Source organism: Aeromonas sp. ASNIH5 (assembly GCF_002902865.1).
Taxonomy (GTDB): domain Bacteria; phylum Pseudomonadota; class Gammaproteobacteria; order Enterobacterales; family Aeromonadaceae; genus Aeromonas; species Aeromonas caviae.
In genome coordinates this window covers 495837-512509 of sequence record NZ_CP026122.1, presented here as the reverse complement: position 1 = coordinate 512509, position 16673 = coordinate 495837, and the positions used below count along the sequence as shown (strand labels likewise).

Genomic DNA, 16673 nt, shown 5'->3' with positions numbered 1-16673 from the left:
AACGCTCCGGCTGCACCCAGGTGACCGAAGCCCAGGGCTGCGATATTCACAAGAGCAAGGCGGAAAACGCCAAGGCAGGATTTGGCACCGCCGCCCCGGCCGACGAAGGCGGATTGAACATGAGCTATGAGCAGAAGCTGGAGCGCTCAGGCTGTACCCAGGTGAGCGAGCTTAGCGGCTGTGACATCAACAAGAGCAAGGCCGAGAACGCCGCCGCCGGATTTGGCGCCGCCCCCGCAGCGGCCAGCGCCAGCCCCTACACCGGCAACTGGGTCGCCACCTTCCCCGAGACGGGCGCCACTGTCGCGAACATCCGCATCGATGACAAGGATCAGGTGTGGGTCAACGACAAGCAGGTCAGTGCCAGGAAATCCGACGGCGCCCTGGTGTTCAAGGAGGGGATGGTCATCTACACCATCCAGGGGGATCGCCGCCTCAAGGGAGAAGATGGCTGGGTCGACAACGACGCGGGCACCAAGGGGCCCATCGCGGCCAAATGACCCCGTCACCATCCCGACAAGGGGAGCCGCGGCTCCCCTTGTCATTTCTGCCTGCTTGCCCCCCCTCTACCCTTTCTTCGGAAAGTCCAGCACGGCCACCACCGGCGAGCAGGACGGGAGCGCCGACCAGGAGGGGGCGTCGAAGATGAAGCGGGCGACGGCGCAGGTCGGCATGCGAGTGATACCGGAGGAAAAGCCATGAGCCAGGTCGGTGAAGGCAGGGTCATGGCCCACCAGCAGCACGCAGGCGAGAGCATCTGAAAGCGCCCCCACCACCCCGAGAAGGGTCCCGGCATCGCTCTCGTAGAGGCCCTCGTCGATGACGATGCGGTCCGGGGAATAACCCAGCTCCCCGGCAAGCAGCCGGGCGGTTGTCAGGGCCCGGCAGGCGGGGCTCGAGAGGATGAGATCGGGCTTCACCCCCAGGTGTGCCAGGCGAGCCCCCATCAGGGGCGCATCGCGCAGCCCGCGCGTCGCCAGCGGACGAGCGCGGTCAGACAAAGACGCGTCCTCCCAGCTCGACTTGCCATGGCGTACCAGGATCAGGGTTCTTCTCATGACGCACTCCCTGGTTGATCAGGGCCACAGGCGGCCCCTCAGACCCCCCCCACGTTTGCCAGCATGAAGGGGCAGAAGCACCATGACCACCATGGTCAGCAGCACACCCCCTCCTCCCCAGCCTACCTGCTCCCAGTGTACTGTCTCCCCGGTCAGCATGCCGGTGAGCAGCACAGTGGCGCAGATGAGGGTCCAGCCGGTCAGGTGGAGGAAGGACTCCCCCCCGGTAGCAGCGCTTGATCAGGATGGGGTTGAGGGCCATGGCCACGCAGCCGAGCAGGTAGATGCGATTGCCGGGAGCGAGGCTGAAGGAAAAAAGCCCGATGAGGGGATCATCGGGCTCTGCGGCAAGGATCAGGGGCTCACTTCTTCCATGAAGACAAGCCGAAGGGGTTCGGCCAGCAGCTCGTCCGCCTGGCGAGCGAAAGCCTGGAAATACGCGGTCTCACAGTGGGCATCCAGGGCGGCCTGACTCACGAAGGCTTCCCGCATGTAGAAGGTGCCGGGTTCATCCTTCAACTCGAACAGCACGTAATCGAGGTTGCCCGGCTCCTGGCGAGTGGGGCCAATCAAGGTAAGCAGGGCATCGCGAAGGCGCTCTCCCATGCCGTCACGGGCCTTGAGCACTGCGATCGATACCAGTTTGTCTGTCTCTTTTTTCATCCAGTTTTCTCCGTTGTACATCGTCAATACGCCAGAGAGTGCAACCTGGACAGCGATTTATACTGCCGGATGCGCCCCCATCAGACGTTGCCCAGTGTAGGCAGGACGGTGGGGACCATATAGGGGGGCAGAATGAACACTGTGTTCAACGGGGTGGATAACCACGCCGTGCACGGAGGAACAAACGAGCGGGAGGGATCATGGCGCAAAGGGTGGCAACGGGACCCGCCAGGAGGCGGCACGGCTTGCTGCCCCCTGGTCCAGGCTAAGGGCCTGCAGACCAGCGCTCAACGTCAAGGCAATAGGTGGTGAAAGGGTGTTCGCCCAGGCGCGTTTTCCTCACCCAGATGGCCCGTCTGGCGAGGGATCGATAAGGCGGGCGGGTATCCAGCAAGTGAAAGAGGATCGTCCGATGGCCAAGCTCCCTCGCCCAGCCCATCATCTCGTTGAAAATCGCCACGCCGCTTCCCCAGCCGCCCCTGGCGAGCACAATGGCAAGCTCCACTCCCTCGTCATCGGGCTGGATGCCGCACCACCCCGCCAGGGTGCCGTCGAGGAAGATGGCGCGCACGCGGCAACCTGGCCGGGCGTCGACTCCCAGCTTGTGCGCCATCCAGTCGCGCACCCCGGCCACATCGAAAAGCGGATGAGGGATCAGGTGCTTTCGCAGCGTCTCATCGTTGAGCAGCGGAAGAAAATCCTCTGCCCTGACAGCAGAAAAGGGGCTGAACACCATGGAGGTCTCTCTCATTGCGCGAAGAGGCGCCCCTAGTAGGGGGTGCCATCCTTGTGTCTGGCTGACCAGGCGCCATCGGCACCCTGTACCAAGGCCAGATCGTCGTCGGGATAGTCGACGGTGTCCCCTGGCAGCCTGTCCCCCACCTCAAGATAGACAGCGTCCACCTCACCGTGGTTGAGCAACTGGTGGGCCAGGCCGCTGCCCCCCTTGAAGCCGATGCACTCCCCCGGCGACATCCGGTACTCCTCCTCCCCGTGGCGCAGGGTGGGATTGCCCGAGAGCACATAGACGAACTCGTCCTGCAGGCCGTGATGGTGCTTGAGCGCCGAGATGGCTCCCGGTGCCAGGGTCGTCAGATTGACCCCGAAATTGGCGAGGCCGAAATGATCCCCCAGCCTGCGCCGGGTGCGGTGCTTGACCAGGGAGGCAAAGGGCTCCGGATAGAGGGACTTTGCCTTGTGCTCGGGGATGGCCGTTGCCTGAATGGCGCGTTTGTCAGTCATGTTCTGATCCTCCCTGTGAATGACGTCTCACTTTATAGCCTGCTCCTTAGCGGCGAAACATGGGCAGGGGTTGAAGGGGGTCTCACACACCATGTCATGCCCGGTTGCCGCCAGATGGCAAAGACACCCTGTTTTTCGTTTGGCTATCTTAATGGCACACCGGAAAATGGGAAGGCGCGTTGGCAACCTCACCAATGGAATGAAGAAGGTGGCCCGCGATCACTGGGAAGCATCCTCTTCCAGCGGCCCGGGTATGGAGGGGCTCGGGCACATGCAGAACCGGCGACTAGAGCACCTCAATCCTGACCTTGATAAGCCCGGATCGGGGATTGCCGATGGCGCTGAACGCCGCTTTGGAGAGATCGATGATGCGCCCGCGGGGGAAATTGCCCCTGTCGTTGACCCTGACCACCACGCTCTTGTCGTTGGCCAGGTTGGTGACCCTCACCAGGGCGCCGAAGGGCAACTCCATGTGGGCGGCGGTGTTGGCGTGGCGCTGGTAAGGCTCCCCGCTGGCGGTGCGCTTGTTGTGGTAGCGATCGGCGTAATAGGAGGCGAGCCCCGTCTCGCTATAGCCTCGCCAGTTGCCCGCACTGCCTGCATCAGGCTGGCTGCTGCAGGCGGCCAGCAGCAGGCACAGAGAGGCCAGCAGCCCTTTTTGTCGCGTCGTCATGCGTTGCTTCCTCGATGGGACAGAGCGACCAGCATCGCCAGTCGGGCTTCCGTTAACAGGGGCCTACTCTCTCATATTTCCCATGGAAAACGGGAGGCCCAGGCCTCCCGTTTTGCGTATCGCTCCGTCAGCCCCTGTCAGGGGAAGATGTCAGGCGATGAGCTTGTCGTCGGCGAAGCCAAAGCCGCGCAGCCCCACCACATGCACATGTTCGTGCTTGCCCTGCACCTTGCGGATGAGCTTGTAGGTGGTGCCCTTCTCGGGGCTGATGTTCTCCGGCGCCGCGATGAGGAGCTGCATATCCTGGCGCTCGCACAGCTCGAACAGGGTGGCGATGGATTTGCCATCAAGCCGCGCCGCTTCGTCCAGGAACAAGAGGCGGCAGGGAGCGATGTCCTTGCCGCGCAGACGGCGGGACTCCTCCTCCCAGCTGATGAGCACCATCAAGAGGATGGCCTGACCGGTGCCGATCGCCTCGCCGGTGGAGAGGGCGCCGCTCTCGGCACGCAGCCAGCCGTCGGCCCCGCGCTGCACCTCGATCTCCAGCTCCAGGTAGTTGCGATAGTCGAGCAGCACGTCCCCCATCACCTGATAGTTGCGCTCTCCCTGCTCCACCTGCGGGTTCAGGCGCTGGAAGAGCTTGGCCATGGCCTCGGAGAAGCTGAGCTCCTTGTCGGCGAAAAGATCGTTGTGCATGGCGCTCTGATCGGCGAGCGCGGTCAGGAGGCGAGTGTGGGCCTCGCGGATATTGACGTTGAGACGCACCCCGCGCACCAGACCGAAGGCAATGTTCTGCAGGCCCTGGTTCAATACCCGGATGCGGTTCTGCTCCCGGCGGATGATGTTGGTGATCTTGGCCGCCACCTCGTGGGAGGAGAGGGACAGATGGGTTTCCCGCTGCTTGAGCTCGTCGGCGAGGCGCGCCAGCTCGATCTCCATCTCCTCGATGGCTTCCACCGGATCGTCCGAGCGGATGATGTCGTTGCGGATGCGATCTTTCAGGTAACGGTAGACCTGCACATAGAAGGCGACCTTCTGCTCGGTGCTGCGGTTGCCTTCCGACAGACGCAGCGCATCGCGCAGGGCCTCGTCGTGGGCCACCGCCACCCGCAGGGCGCCGAGGGCCTTGTCCGACATGGAGCGCAGCTCGTCGCTGTCAAGATAAGCCAGCTCGCGCTTGTTCAGACGCTTCTCGACGTCGGTCTCCCGTGCCAGACGCACCACCCGCGACCAGCTCGCCTTGTGACCCACCAGGGATTTGCGGGCGCTGTAGTAATCCTTGCCTTCGAGCTTGAGACGACCGCCAAGGGATTCGATTTCGCGCTTGCACACCTGCAACTGGGCCTCGGCGCTGGTGCGGCGGGTCCGGGTGCGGATAAGCAGCTCTTCAATCTCTTTCTTGTGGGCACGGGCCTTCTCTTCCATGTCATCCGACAGGGTCAGCCCCATGGCCGCCAGCTCCTGCTCGAACTCCGCCAGGGTCTGCCCCTTGGCCGAGGCGCTGGAATCGAGCGCCGTGCGCAGTTGCAGCGCCTCGGTGTGGCGCTGGGTGATCTGCTTGTGCTGCTCACCGGCGGTGCGGGCGGCAAGCTCCGCCGCCTTGAGCTTCTCTTTGAGTCGCTCGCTCATCTCGGAGGCCTTGCCCAGCAGGTCTTGCGCATCCTGATAGGCAAAGTGCGGCAGACGGGCCACCAGCTGATCGAGGGCGTAGCAGCGGCGCTTCTGCTCGGCCAGCAGGTCGCTCACCTCGTCAAAGGCCGCCTGCAGGGCCGCCAGATCCTGGGGATCCTGGCGCAGCACCTGCACCATGGTTTCCAGTTTTTCCAGCGCCTTGCCGTGTTTGGCGATAAAGGCTTCGGCTGTTTTAAGCGCCTCCACGTCGGCGTGAGCCGCCTCGAGGCGGGCCGCCAGGTCTGCCTCGGCAAACAGGTGGGCAAAGGGCAGCATCCCCTGCACCAGCTGGATATGGCGGGTCAGCTGGGCGGCGGCTGCTTTGGCATCACTCAGCTGCTTGTCGCACTCGGCGATGGTTTCTTGCAGCTTGCGCTGCTCGGCCTGTTTGGCCTGCACCTCGGCTTCGGGGTCCGGGCGGAAGGCGATATCCAGATGCTGACCGATAAAGTCGCGGAAGTGACCGTAGAGGCGGTGGTACTTCTGCTGCTCGAAGGCGGCCTTGGCGTAGCCCTCGATGAGGTTTTCCCGCTCAAGATCGAGCTGCTCGATCCGTTTTTCCCGGGCGGCGCGGCCAAAGAGCGGCAGCTCGGGGTAGCGGGAGAAGCGCACCTGACGCTTGCTGGTGCGCACCAGCACGGCGTCCCCCAGCTCGTCCGCTTCCACCAGATCCTCGTCAAAGGAGTCGGGGTTGCCCTGAATGAGGTAGATATCTTCCGGGCAATCTTCCAGCTTTTTCAGCCGCTCGATGGCGCCTTCGAGGTCGAGCACCACCAGGGCGCTGCGAGCCGGGCCGTAGAGCGCGGAGTAGTAAGGGGCATCATCGATGGAGATGTCGTCATAGACGTCCGAGAGCAGCACGCCCCCCACCTGCTCGGCGATGCGGGCAAGACGGGGATCCGCCTCGCCGGCACCCAGCTGCAGGTTGCGAATTTGCATCTCCAGCGCCTGTTTCTGGCCCTGAATGCGGTTGCTCTCCTGCTCGAACTCCCGCTCCTTGTCGAGCACGCTCTGCATGCCGGAAGAGAGTTCTTCGGCGGTGGCCAAGGCCAAGCCACTCTGCTCGCGCAGTTGCTCGAGCTTTTCAAAGGATTTGAGCCAGCGCGGGGCCAGCTTGGTCAGTTCCGCGATATCGCGGCCCAGCTGAGTGCCCTGATGCTCGAGGCTGGCGCGGCGCTGATTGGCCTCTGCCTGCTGCTCGGAGAGCTCCTCCTGGCGGGTGCGCTGGGCTTCGAGGAAGATCTCCAGCTCGTCCTGGCTGGCAATGTGCTGACCAGACGCCTGGGCCAGCTCGTCTCGCAGCCGCAAGAGGGTCTTCTGGCTTTCGCTCTCTTTCTCGAGGCGAGCCAGGGCGGCGCGCAGACCCTGGCCCTGGGCAATGCGGGCCTTGTCCTCGATGTGGCGCTTGAGCAGCCCCTGCGCGGTGGGCCAGGCGGCCTCGCGCACTGTCTCGGGGGCGATGCTGAGCAGCAGCGCCAGCGCCGCTTCGTGTTCGGCCACCGCCGCCTTGGCCAGCGCCAACTGCTGCTCGGCCCCCAGCACCCGGCTGGTCAAGCTCTGCTCGGCTGCGCGGAACTGGTGCAGGGTGTCGCTCGCCTGCGCAGGCTCGAGCCCCGGCAGCTCGCACTGCTCGCGGGCAGCATCGAGGGCCTGCACCGCCTGACGGTACTGGATGGCGCGGGTCTGCTGGATATCGAGCGCCTGCTGGTAGTCGGCGAGCTGGGTCTTGAGGCTGTCCACCTCTGCCTGGGCCAGCTCCTTGCGCTCTTCCACTTCCAGCAACTGGCCGTGGATCTCTTCCACCACCGCCTGCTGCTGCTCCAGCTTGTCGTTGAGCTCCGCCAGATCGGCGCGATAGAGGGCAATCTTCTTTTGCAGCGCCACGGCCGCCATCACCTTGGCCAGGTGCTCGGCGGCAGACTCCAGCTCGTCGGTCAGGAGCTTCTCGCGGTTGGTGAGCTGATCCACCTCATCCGCCAGATAGATGGCGCGCTGCTTCTCCTCGGCCAGCAGGCGGCGTTTGCCGGCGAGCTCAGAGCGTGCCTTGAGGGCCAGCTCGGAGAGGCGGCTCTTCTCGGCGGCGCCCCGCACATACTCCGCGGCCACATAGTGGGTGGTCTCGGTGATGAGGTTCTTGAAGAGATCCCGCTGACCCTGGGTCTCCTTGATGGCTTCCAGGGTGCGGCGGTTCTCGTAGATGGCCGCCTCCATGTCCTGGAACGCCTTGCGCACCCCGGAGTTCTCCGGCAGCAGGTATTCCCGCAGGGAGCGGCTGATGGACGAGGAGATGCCGCCGTAGAGGGAGGCCTCGATCAGCCGATAGAACTTGCCGCGATCCTTCTGATCACGCAGCTTCTTCGGGGTGATGCCGAACTCGAACATGAAGTTGTGATAGTCGGTCACCGTATTGAACTTGGCGACCTTGATGGCGCCGAGCTCCGCTGCCGCCCCCTTCAGATCGGCGAAGGCACGTACCCGCCCCTTGCCGTCGTCGAGCTTCTCCAGCAGCAGATCCGTGGGCGCCAGGTGTTCGGGCACATCCACCAGGGCGAACGGAGTGATGTTGACCTTGTTGTCACGGTTGGCCACCTGTTCGAGGTGGACGCCGACCCAGATCCGCTGCTCACGGCTGTTCATCACTTCCAGCAGCGAATAACAGTGGCCGCGCTGCAGCTTGCCGTAGAGCCCCTTGTCGCGGGACGCGCTGGAGGAGCCCGCCTCCGTGGTGTTACGGAAGTGGAGCAGTGACTGGTCGGGAATGAGGGCCGCGATAAAGGCCGCCATGGTGGTGGACTTGCCCGCGCCGTTGCCGCCGGACAGGGTCGTGACCAGCTGGTCGAGATCGAAGGTGCGGGCGAAGAAGCCGTTCCAGTTGACCATGGTCAGGGATTTGAATTTGCCTCTCACGCCACACTCTCCATCAAACCGGCAGACACCATCAGTGCCGGCACATTAACGTTGCAGATCATCTTCCACCTCCAGCTCCAGCTGCTCTTCGTCCAGATCCTCTTCGATATCCTCGAACAGGGAATCGCTGCTCGGCATCTCGTCGTCGTGGAAAATGGCCTCCCCTTCCTGGATCATCCGCAGTTGCACCGCCCGAGGATCCTCGTCGGAGCGCACATCGGCGGCGAAGCGGAACACGGATTCGTTGACCCGGAATTTGTCGCTGTTGCCAAGGGGGGTGATCATCCCGAGGCGTTTGAGGCGACGCATGGAGGTGCGGATCTTCTCGAGGAGTTTCTTCTTGTCCAGATCCGTGCCGCCGGAGCGGCTGTTGACCATGCGCAGCAGTTGCTTCTCGTCCGCCAGACTCAGCACCTCTTCTTGCAGCTCGCCCATGGCGAACACCCCTTCAGAGGCGAGCCTGTCCGGGCTCAGGAACAGGTAGCAGAGCACCTTGCCCACCAGCATGTCGAGCTCAGATAACACTGTTGTTCCGATGTCGGCGCTCGGGCGCGGACGCAGGTAGAAGAAGCCTTCCGGCGCCTTGATGAGTTCCACCTGATAGCGGCCGTAGAAGATCTCCAGCTCCTGGTGGTACTCCACCAGGGCCGAGTGCTGCTCGAATTCGTCGGCACTGATGTGGCGACCGGAGCGCAGGGCGGTGTCGATGCGCGGAAACAAGGGGTTGGCGATGGCCTCTGCGAGCCGCAGGGGCAAGGGGAATTCAGTATTGATCGATGACATAGGCCTGAACCTTGGATCCAGCTTGGTTGATGGGTTTCCATGCGGGTTGGCGGTGGTGCTCGCGCTCACCGCTGGCATGGCCGAGACGCACGGCCTGATCGATCAGGAGGCGCGCCACGTCGAAGTGGGCATGGGCCGGGTAGTCCAGCAGGTATTCCCGCAGCACGTCGGCAAGATCCAGCCGATCTCCCTGCTCCGGGTAGCGGGCCAGGTAGCGCTCGATGCGCTCCGCCAGCTCCTGGTTGATGTCCACCATCTCCACGTACTCCATCTCGAGGGGCACCTCGCCGGTCACCTCCTCGTCGTGGATGGCGATGGTTTCATCCCGCAGCTCCAGCAAACGGGGCTCTTCGGCCACCCGCAACAACCAGCTGTGCTGCTCGAAGTTGCGGATGGATTCCCGCAGCCGCTGGCTGAAGGCGCGGTTCTTGTCCATGTCGATGGCGTTGCGGATGAACTTGTGGACGTGCCTGTCATAACGGGACCAGAGCTCGATGCACTGCTGGCCCCACGCGGTGATGACGTCCAGACGCCCTTGCAGGGCGTGGGTCAGCTCCTCGACGTGGAACAGATCCTCACGCCCCTGGGCCGCTTCCTGAATGTTGAGCAGCCCCGCCTGCAGGCGGTGGCCGGCGGCGTCCAGGGTGTCCTGCAACTCGCGCAGGGTCTGGCCGGTCTCGTGCAGGAGCTTCTCGCAGCTGTGGATGGCATCGACCCAGTTCTGGGTCAGCAGGGCCGCGATCTCGCTCTTGACCTGGTTTTGCTGCTCGTCCATGGCGCGCTGGGTGAGATCGATGCGCCCGAGCGTCTCTTCCAGGGAGAAGGAGAGGCGCGGCAGCACCTCGGCGTCCCACTGCTCCCGGGTGTTGGTCTCGAGTGCCGCCTTGCGGGCGGTGTCGAGCTCGGCCGCCAGGTGCTCGAGCAGGATGGAGAGCTTGATGGAGTCCACCTGGCGCTGATCCATGAAGAAATCGACGATGCTCATGCCAAGGCGCGACAGGCGGTAGAGGCTCTCCCCCGCCACCATGTCGGTGGTGAAACGCGACAGCAGTTGCTGGCGAATGAGATCGTTGATGGCGTTGTTGGCGCGACCGGTGAGGGTCTCGTCCATCTGGCCGAAGGCACTGCTGACATAGCCAAAGGCATCGTGCAGCGCGGCCTCCGAGAGATCAGACTCGTCCTCGGAGAGCGTCTTGATCGCTATCAGAAAGGCCAGCCTGTCGGTGGGGAGGTTCAGCGCCAACCCCTCCTGTCTGACCCATCCCACCGTCTCTGGCAGGGTACGGGATGTACTCATCATGACGTTATCATCTCGTTGTTATAGTCGGCAGGTCTTCGCCCGCCGTGGTGATATAGGCCGGGGTCGGTGGCGCCCCGGCGGCTGGGTCCCGCATCGTATTCACACCGGTGTGTCTCAACCGGCCGGTTTCTGGGCCATCACATGGATGTAGCGCCCCAGGGAAACAAAGGGCTCCTGGCGGCAATATTGCTGCTCCATGGCCAGCAGGTCCTCGAACTTCTCGACCTGATCCTGCTTGTGGCGCATGTAGTCGTGGATGACACGCACCCCGGTCTTGCCGATGATCCGCAATCCCCCCCGGCCTATCCAGTCATAGACCTGCTCCGGCAACTGGGGATTGGTGGGTGTCAGGGCTGTCTGGCGTTTCTTGCGAAGGCCCAGGCGCACATAGTCGAAATTGCCCACCACCAGGCTCTGGAACAGGAGGCCGTGACGATTGTAAAAAAGCAGCGACAGTATGCCCCCTGCCTTGACGAAAGGGAACAGACCCAGCAAGGTCTGGCGCGGCTCGGCGAGCCACTCCAGTACCGCGTGACAGAGCACCAGATCGAAGGTGCCGGTCACCTGGTGCTTGAGATCCTGAATGGGGCTATGGATGAGACGAATTCTGTCTTCCAACCCCTTCTGGGCGATCTGCTCCCGGGCCAGATCCAGCATTTCTGCCGACAAATCGCACAGCTCCACCTGATGGCCCATGGCCGCCAGTTTCTGGGCGAAGTAGCCAAAGCCGCCGCCGGCATCCAGGATGCGCAGCGGCCGGTTGCCCAGGCGCGCCAGGCAGGCTTCGATGTCACTCCAGACAATGGTGGTGCGAATGCGCCCCTTGGTGGAGTCGTAAATGTTGCGAGCGAACTTGTCCGCGCGCCCGTCAAAACTCTGATCTTGCTTCAAGACACACTCATCTTCGACCGCCCCGCCATGAGGGCCGCAGGAGGAACCACACAGGATTGGGCCACAGGAAAAAAGAGGGGTATTCTGTCACATCCCGAATTTGCTGAAAACTCAAGGACGTGTCTGTCGTGTTCGAGCCCAACTTCTTTGTCATCAAGAAATGGCTGGGCCATCTGCTGATGCCGCTCCCCTTCTCTCTCTCCTTGTTGGTGCTGGCGCTCGTGCTGCTCTGGTTCACCCGCTTTCAAAAAAGCGGCAGGCTGCTGGCGACCCTCTCCTTGGTGATCATCGCCCTGATGGGGACGCGGCCGGTGAGCTACGAGCTGGCCCGCAGCCTGGAGCAGACCTATCCCCCCTTCGAGGTGAGCCTGCATCCTGACATCCAGGCCATCGTCGTGCTGGGCAACGGTCATGTGAGCGATCCGGCCATCCCAGAGCGCGCCTGGCAAAACAACATCTCCCTGGCGCGCACCCTGGAAGGGGTTCGCCTGGCCCTGGCCTATCCAGAGGCCGAGCTGGTTTTCTCCGGCGCCGTGGCCGGGGATCCCCTGTCGAATGCCGAGGTCAACGCCCGCATGGCGGCCAGCCTTGGCATCCCGCGTGCGCGCATGACGTTGTTTGAAAACAACAAAGACACCCATGACGAGGCGGTCAGCATCGCCGCCCACCTCAACGGCAAGCGGGTGGCGCTGGTGAGTTCGGCCACCCACCTGCCCCGGGCCATGGCTCTCTATCGCAGTCAGGGACTCGATGCGGTGCCGGCTCCCACCGATTACACCGCCAAGCAGAGTCAGGAGCCACAACCCCTCTACAGCTACCTCCCCAAGGGGCGTTATCTGATGTATTCCGAGGCTGCCATTCACGAGTGGATTGGGGTATGGTGGGCCCGTTTGCGTGGGCAGGTCACCGAGTGAGCAATCGCGCCTTGCATTCCTGATTTGGATCAGGAAAGCGAAAAAAAATTACGTCATTTGCCGCCGGGTCAGCTATCTTGGGCTCGGTTCAATTCATATAATGTTGCGCAATCAAATGCCTAGGAGATATAGAAGATGAGACAGCACCTGGTAATGGGTAACTGGAAACTGAACGGCACCAAGGCTTCTGTAGAAGCCCTGATCAAAGGACTGACCCCGGCCGCTGCCGCTCATCCTTCCGTGCAAGTGGCCGTCTGCCCGCCGGTTATCTTTTTGGGTCTGGTTGAACAGCTGACCGCTGGCAGCAAGATCGCCTACGGTGCCCAGAACGCCGACGTTCACGAGTCCGGCGCCTTCACCGGCGAAAACGCCCCCTCCATGCTCAAAGCCTTCGGCTGCACCTACTCCTTGGTCGGTCACAGCGAGCGTCGTACCCTGCACGCAGAGACCGACGACGTGGTGGCTGCCAAGTACGAAGCCATCCAGAAGGGCGGCCTGATCCCCGTGCTGTGCATCGGTGAAACCCTGGCCCAGTTCGAAGCCGGTACCACCAACCAGGTGGTCGAGACCCAGCTCAAGGCCGTGATCGATCGCTGCGGCATCGCCTCCTTCGAGAACGCCGTCATCGCTTACGAGCCGGTATGGGCCATCGGCACCGGCAAGACCGCCACCCCGGAGATCGCACAATCCGTGCATGCTCACATCCGTCAATACCTGGCCGGTTTTGATGCAGCCGTGGCTGCCAAGGTACAGATCCTGTACGGCGGCTCCGTGACTGGCGCCACCGCTGCCGACCTGTTCGGCCAGCCGGACATCGACGGTGGCCTGGTGGGTGGCGCGTCCCTGAAAGTGGACGACTTCTCCCAGATCATCGCTGGCGCCGCCAAGTAAGCGCCAAGCAAAGAGGGGCCCCGCCCCTCTTTGCATATCGCTTTCCTATGGACCCTCTCGCCATAGGAAAGCCGATATAGTAAAAGCGGCCAGCCGTATTTTTCAGAATCTTGATTTTCGACAACTCAGATCCAGAGGCACTCATGACCAAACAAATCAAACGTATTGGTGTTTTGACCAGTGGTGGTGACGCACCGGGTATGAACGCAGCCATCCGCGCCGTGGTGCGCGCCGGTCTGCATCATGGCCTGGAAGTTTACGGCATCTATGATGGCTACCTCGGTCTGCACCAGGACCGTATCGTCAAGCTCGAGCGTCACAGCGTTTCCGACGTCGTGAACCGTGGCGGTACATTCCTCGGCTCCGCCCGTTTCCCCGCCTTCAAGGATCCGAAAGTCCGTGCCGAAGCGGTCGAAAACCTGAAGAAACACGGCATCGATGCCCTGGTGGTCATCGGCGGTGACGGCTCCTACATGGGTGCCAAGAAGCTGACCGAAGAGGGCTTCCCCTGCATCGGCCTGCCGGGCACCATCGACAACGACATCGCCGGTACCGACTTCACCATCGGCTTTGACACCGCCCTGAACGTGGTCGTGGACGCCATTGACCGCCTGCGCGACACCTGCAGCTCCCACCACCGCATCTCCGTGGTCGAGATCATGGGCCGCCACTGCGGCGATCTGGCCATGTCTGCCGCCGTTGCCGGTGGTGCCGAGTACGTGATCGTGCCGGAAGTGGCCTTCGACAAGGAGAAGCTGCTGCAACAGATCAAGGAAGGGGAAGCCAAGGGCAAGAAGCACGCCATCATCACCATCTGCGAGCACGTCACCGACGTGAACGCCCTGGCGAAAGACATCGAGGCCATGACCGGCCGCGAAACCCGCGCCACCATCCTGGGTCACATCCAGCGTGGCGGTTCTCCCACTGCCCGTGACCGTATCATGTCCAGCCGCATGGGTGCCTTCGCCGTCGAGCAACTGCTGGCGGGCCAGGGTGGCCGCTGCGTCGGCATTCAGGGCAACGAGATGGTGCACCACGACATCATCGACTGCATCGAGAACCTGAAGCGCCCGTTCAACCAGGAGCTGTACGATCTCTCCACCACCCTGTTCTAAGGGCTGTGGTCTGACAAAAAACCCTCCTCTGGAGGGTTTTTTTATGCGGGCTCCTCACCCCCTCCTCCCTCTGCGGGGGCCCGACTATCCACTGGCCACTGTCGCCATGTCTTACCCCTTGCCCGGCGGCCCTGAGCCTCTGATCCCACGACCTTCTCCTTTACTTCTTTCCCCCGCTTTTCTGCTTGCTCACCTTGTTCGCGACGGGTCTGGATAAAGGCCTCGGTGCCGCAGTGCCACGGCCCTGCGCCAGGCCTCCCCCGTCCTTCATCCCATCACACTGGCGCCATATAGCCACCCGGGTAGGCCGACGATCTCTCCCGCTTCCCCTGCGCGCGGGCCCAGTGGCTCGTCCCCCCAAGAAAACAGCGAAAAACGGGGCTTCCGGCCACCCAAGGCCCCATGAAGATCGCCCCCCCATTTTCCCGCCTTCCCCCTTCCCTTCCATGCTCCTTTGGCGGCCCTTTTGTCGTTTTTTCGTTCTCTTTTTGCTCCCATCCTGTTTGGGATGAGCAGAAAATTGAGCCTTCATCGGATAACCCTGGCTGGCAACAGCCTTGCAGACTGGGGTTAGGACACAAGTCGTGAGAAAACATGACATGGGATGACAAAACCTGGCTGACAGCCACCAACCTCCCTATGGCGACACCAATCGGCGCATCCCGCAGGCCATTTTGCTGACTAAAAATGGAGATCACCACAAAGAAGCCAATCGGAACCTCCAAGGAGAGAGTCACAAAATCAACATAACTCAATGTATTTAAAGACTTTATATGCATCCCCTTTCACTGGCATCACCATAAAACCCTTTCCAGGACAAAAAACGCCCTTAAACTTGGAAAAATACAGCCATATTTCACCGCCAAACCATTTTCGCCTCATAATTACACTTTTCGTTGTTTTATCGTTCTGTTGTGGTATCTTGGTTCCATCATGAGCCAACCAAGGGAGATAAAATCATGAAAGAGTTCGTAGTTACCGCCGTTTTCACCGTGTTTTTCACTCTGGTTGCCGTCTCCATGCCGTCGCTGGCACAGCTCTAAGTCGGTCAATCAGCCATCTGCCACCTCTGCACCAGAGGTTGGTTCAAAAAACAGACTGCAACATGGGTTTTTGACGCGCTCTGGCAAAGGATGATGCCAAGCCATCATTGAGTGCGATCTGCGCGCACAAAACGACCTCGTCGACATCCATGCCATCTTTCAAGGGGAGCCCGGGCTCCCCTTGTCGCATCTCCCCCTGCGGGATTTACTCTTGCCCCCCTGCCCGTCACAATGGCCGCTGGATTTGCCACGCAGGAACCACCATGACTCAGGATGCCTTGCGCCACTGGCGCCGCGACCTTCATCGTCACCCCGAAGCCGCCTGGTGTGAATTTCGCACCACCACTCTCATCGCCCAACACCTCACTGAACTCGGTTTCTCCATCATGCTGGGGGATCAACTGCTCGCCAGCACCCTCATCATGGGACGGGAAATAGACGTCGAGGCCCAGAAGGCCCGTGCCCTGTACCAGGGGGCGCATCCGGAGTGGCTGACGCGGATCGACGCACTCACCGGCGTGATGGGACTCTGGGAGAGCGGGCGCCCCGGCCCCACCCTGGCGTTTCGCTTCGATATCGATGCGGTGGAGGTCGAAGAGAGCCAGGAGGCGTCACACCTGCCCGGCCAGGGAGGCTGGCACTCCGCCAACCCGGGCTGGATGCACGCCTGTGCCCACGATGGTCACACCGCCATCGGGCTGGTGCTGGCCGAGCGGATCGCGGCCCTCGCCGATCGCCTCACTGGCCGCATCAAGCTCTTCTTCCAGCCGGCTGAAGAGGGCTGCCGAGGCGGCAAGGCGCTCGCGGCAGGGGGGCAGCTCGACGATGTGGACGCCCTGCTGGCACTGCACATCGGCATTCACGCGAGCAGTGGTGAGCTGGTGGTCAACCCCACCGAGTTTCTCTGTTCAACCAAATTCGACGTGGAGTTCATGGGGCAAGCCGCCCATGCAGGGCTCGAGCCCAACGCGGGCCACAATGCCCTGGCGGCGGCCTGCATGGCCACCACCGCCATGCTCGGCATTCCCCGCCATCGGGACGGCATGACCCGCATCAACGTGGGCCAGCTCAACGGCGGCAGTGGACGCAACGTCATCCCGGGCCATGCCCGCCTGATGGGGGAGACCCGTGGCGCGACGCCGGCCCTCAACGACTACATGTTCAATCAGGTACAGCAGATTGTGGAGGGGGCGGCCCTGATGCAGGGCGCGACCTACCACATCCGCAAACAGGGGGAAGCGATCGGCATCGAGAACAGCCCAGCCCTCATCGAGGAAATCGTGCCTCTCGCACAGGGGATCTCCCTTGATACCATCCACACCCGCCGCTTCGGGGCCAGCGAGGATGCCGGTTTCCTCATCGAGCGGGTACAGCAGCACGGCGGCGAAGCCGCCTATTTCATCCTGGGAGCCAACCTCGCGGCCCCCCACCATCATCCGGAGTTCGACTTCGACGAAGCCGTTCTGGCCCCCGGAGTGGCCTTGCTGGAGGCCTGGCTGCTCGCCCGCCTCGGCCGCTAGCA

General features: G+C 62.5%; 14 protein-coding genes. 5 read left to right on the top strand and 9 right to left on the bottom strand.

The features are described from left to right. Positions 1–20 precede the first annotated feature (20 nt). Positions 21–500 (top strand): hypothetical protein, encoded by a 480-nt coding sequence (locus C2U30_RS02210; protein ID WP_232091026.1) that lies wholly within the window; start codon positions 21–23, stop codon positions 498–500. 66 nt (positions 501–566) lie between these two features. On the opposite strand, the gene C2U30_RS02205 is transcribed toward C2U30_RS02210, so the two are convergent. The 9 genes from C2U30_RS02205 to cmoM form a co-directional block, all read right to left on the bottom strand. Further along, positions 567–1058 carry a SixA phosphatase family protein gene (locus tag C2U30_RS02205; protein WP_103243078.1) on the bottom strand — a complete coding sequence of 164 codons (492 nt, stop codon included), beginning with the start codon at positions 1056–1058 and terminating at the stop codon, positions 567–569. A 354-nt stretch (positions 1059–1412) separates the two neighbouring features. Continuing rightward, complete coding sequence (locus C2U30_RS02195; protein ID WP_010674842.1) at positions 1413–1721, bottom strand: putative quinol monooxygenase; 309 nt, start codon at positions 1719–1721, stop codon at positions 1413–1415. 265 nt (positions 1722–1986) lie between these two features. Beyond that, complete coding sequence (locus C2U30_RS02190) at positions 1987–2472, bottom strand: GNAT family N-acetyltransferase (protein ID WP_103243077.1); 486 nt, start codon at positions 2470–2472, stop codon at positions 1987–1989. Between the two features lie 17 nt (positions 2473–2489). After that, entirely contained in the window at positions 2490–2963 is a 474-nt protein-coding gene (locus tag C2U30_RS02185) for a cupin domain-containing protein (protein WP_041215097.1), read from the bottom strand. Between the two features lie 286 nt (positions 2964–3249). Further along, on the bottom strand, positions 3250–3636 hold the full coding sequence (locus tag C2U30_RS02180; protein WP_103243076.1) for a septal ring lytic transglycosylase RlpA family protein: 387 nt from the start codon (positions 3634–3636) through the stop codon (positions 3250–3252). A 150-nt stretch (positions 3637–3786) separates the two neighbouring features. Next, positions 3787–8214 (bottom strand): chromosome partition protein MukB, encoded by a 4428-nt coding sequence (gene mukB / locus C2U30_RS02175; RefSeq protein ID WP_103243075.1) that lies wholly within the window; start codon positions 8212–8214, stop codon positions 3787–3789. A 45-nt stretch (positions 8215–8259) separates the two neighbouring features. Then, positions 8260–8997, bottom strand: coding sequence for a chromosome partition protein MukE (gene mukE, locus C2U30_RS02170; protein ID WP_029314572.1), 738 nt, complete (start codon positions 8995–8997; stop codon positions 8260–8262). Next, complete coding sequence (mukF, locus tag C2U30_RS02165) at positions 8978–10297, bottom strand: chromosome partition protein MukF (protein ID WP_042863922.1); 1320 nt, start codon at positions 10295–10297, stop codon at positions 8978–8980. Before mukF ends, mukE begins: the two co-directional genes overlap by 20 nt. A 114-nt stretch (positions 10298–10411) precedes the next feature. After that, positions 10412–11188, bottom strand: a complete 777-nt coding sequence (gene cmoM / locus C2U30_RS02160; protein WP_103243074.1) for a tRNA uridine 5-oxyacetic acid(34) methyltransferase CmoM — start codon at positions 11186–11188, stop codon at positions 10412–10414. Positions 11189–11367: 179 nt separating this feature from the next. Here cmoM and C2U30_RS02155 point away from each other — a divergent pair, with 179 nt between their 5' ends. The 4 genes from C2U30_RS02155 (at position 11368) to C2U30_RS02140 (ending at position 16671) form a co-directional block, all read left to right on the top strand. Next, the gene (locus C2U30_RS02155; RefSeq protein ID WP_048208719.1) at positions 11368–12102 is read left to right on the top strand and encodes an ElyC/SanA/YdcF family protein; all 735 of its coding nucleotides are present in this window, start codon (positions 11368–11370) and stop codon (positions 12100–12102) included. A gap of 135 nt (positions 12103–12237) precedes the next feature. After that, positions 12238–12993, top strand: a complete 756-nt coding sequence (gene tpiA, locus C2U30_RS02150; protein ID WP_029314576.1) for a triose-phosphate isomerase — start codon at positions 12238–12240, stop codon at positions 12991–12993. Positions 12994–13136: 143 nt separating this feature from the next. Next, positions 13137–14108, top strand: coding sequence for a 6-phosphofructokinase (gene pfkA / locus C2U30_RS02145; RefSeq protein WP_010674852.1), 972 nt, complete (start codon positions 13137–13139; stop codon positions 14106–14108). Between the two features lie 1306 nt (positions 14109–15414). Continuing rightward, on the top strand, positions 15415–16671 hold the full coding sequence (locus tag C2U30_RS02140) for an amidohydrolase (RefSeq protein ID WP_103243072.1): 1257 nt from the start codon (positions 15415–15417) through the stop codon (positions 16669–16671). The last annotated feature ends 2 nt before the right edge of the window (positions 16672–16673 follow it).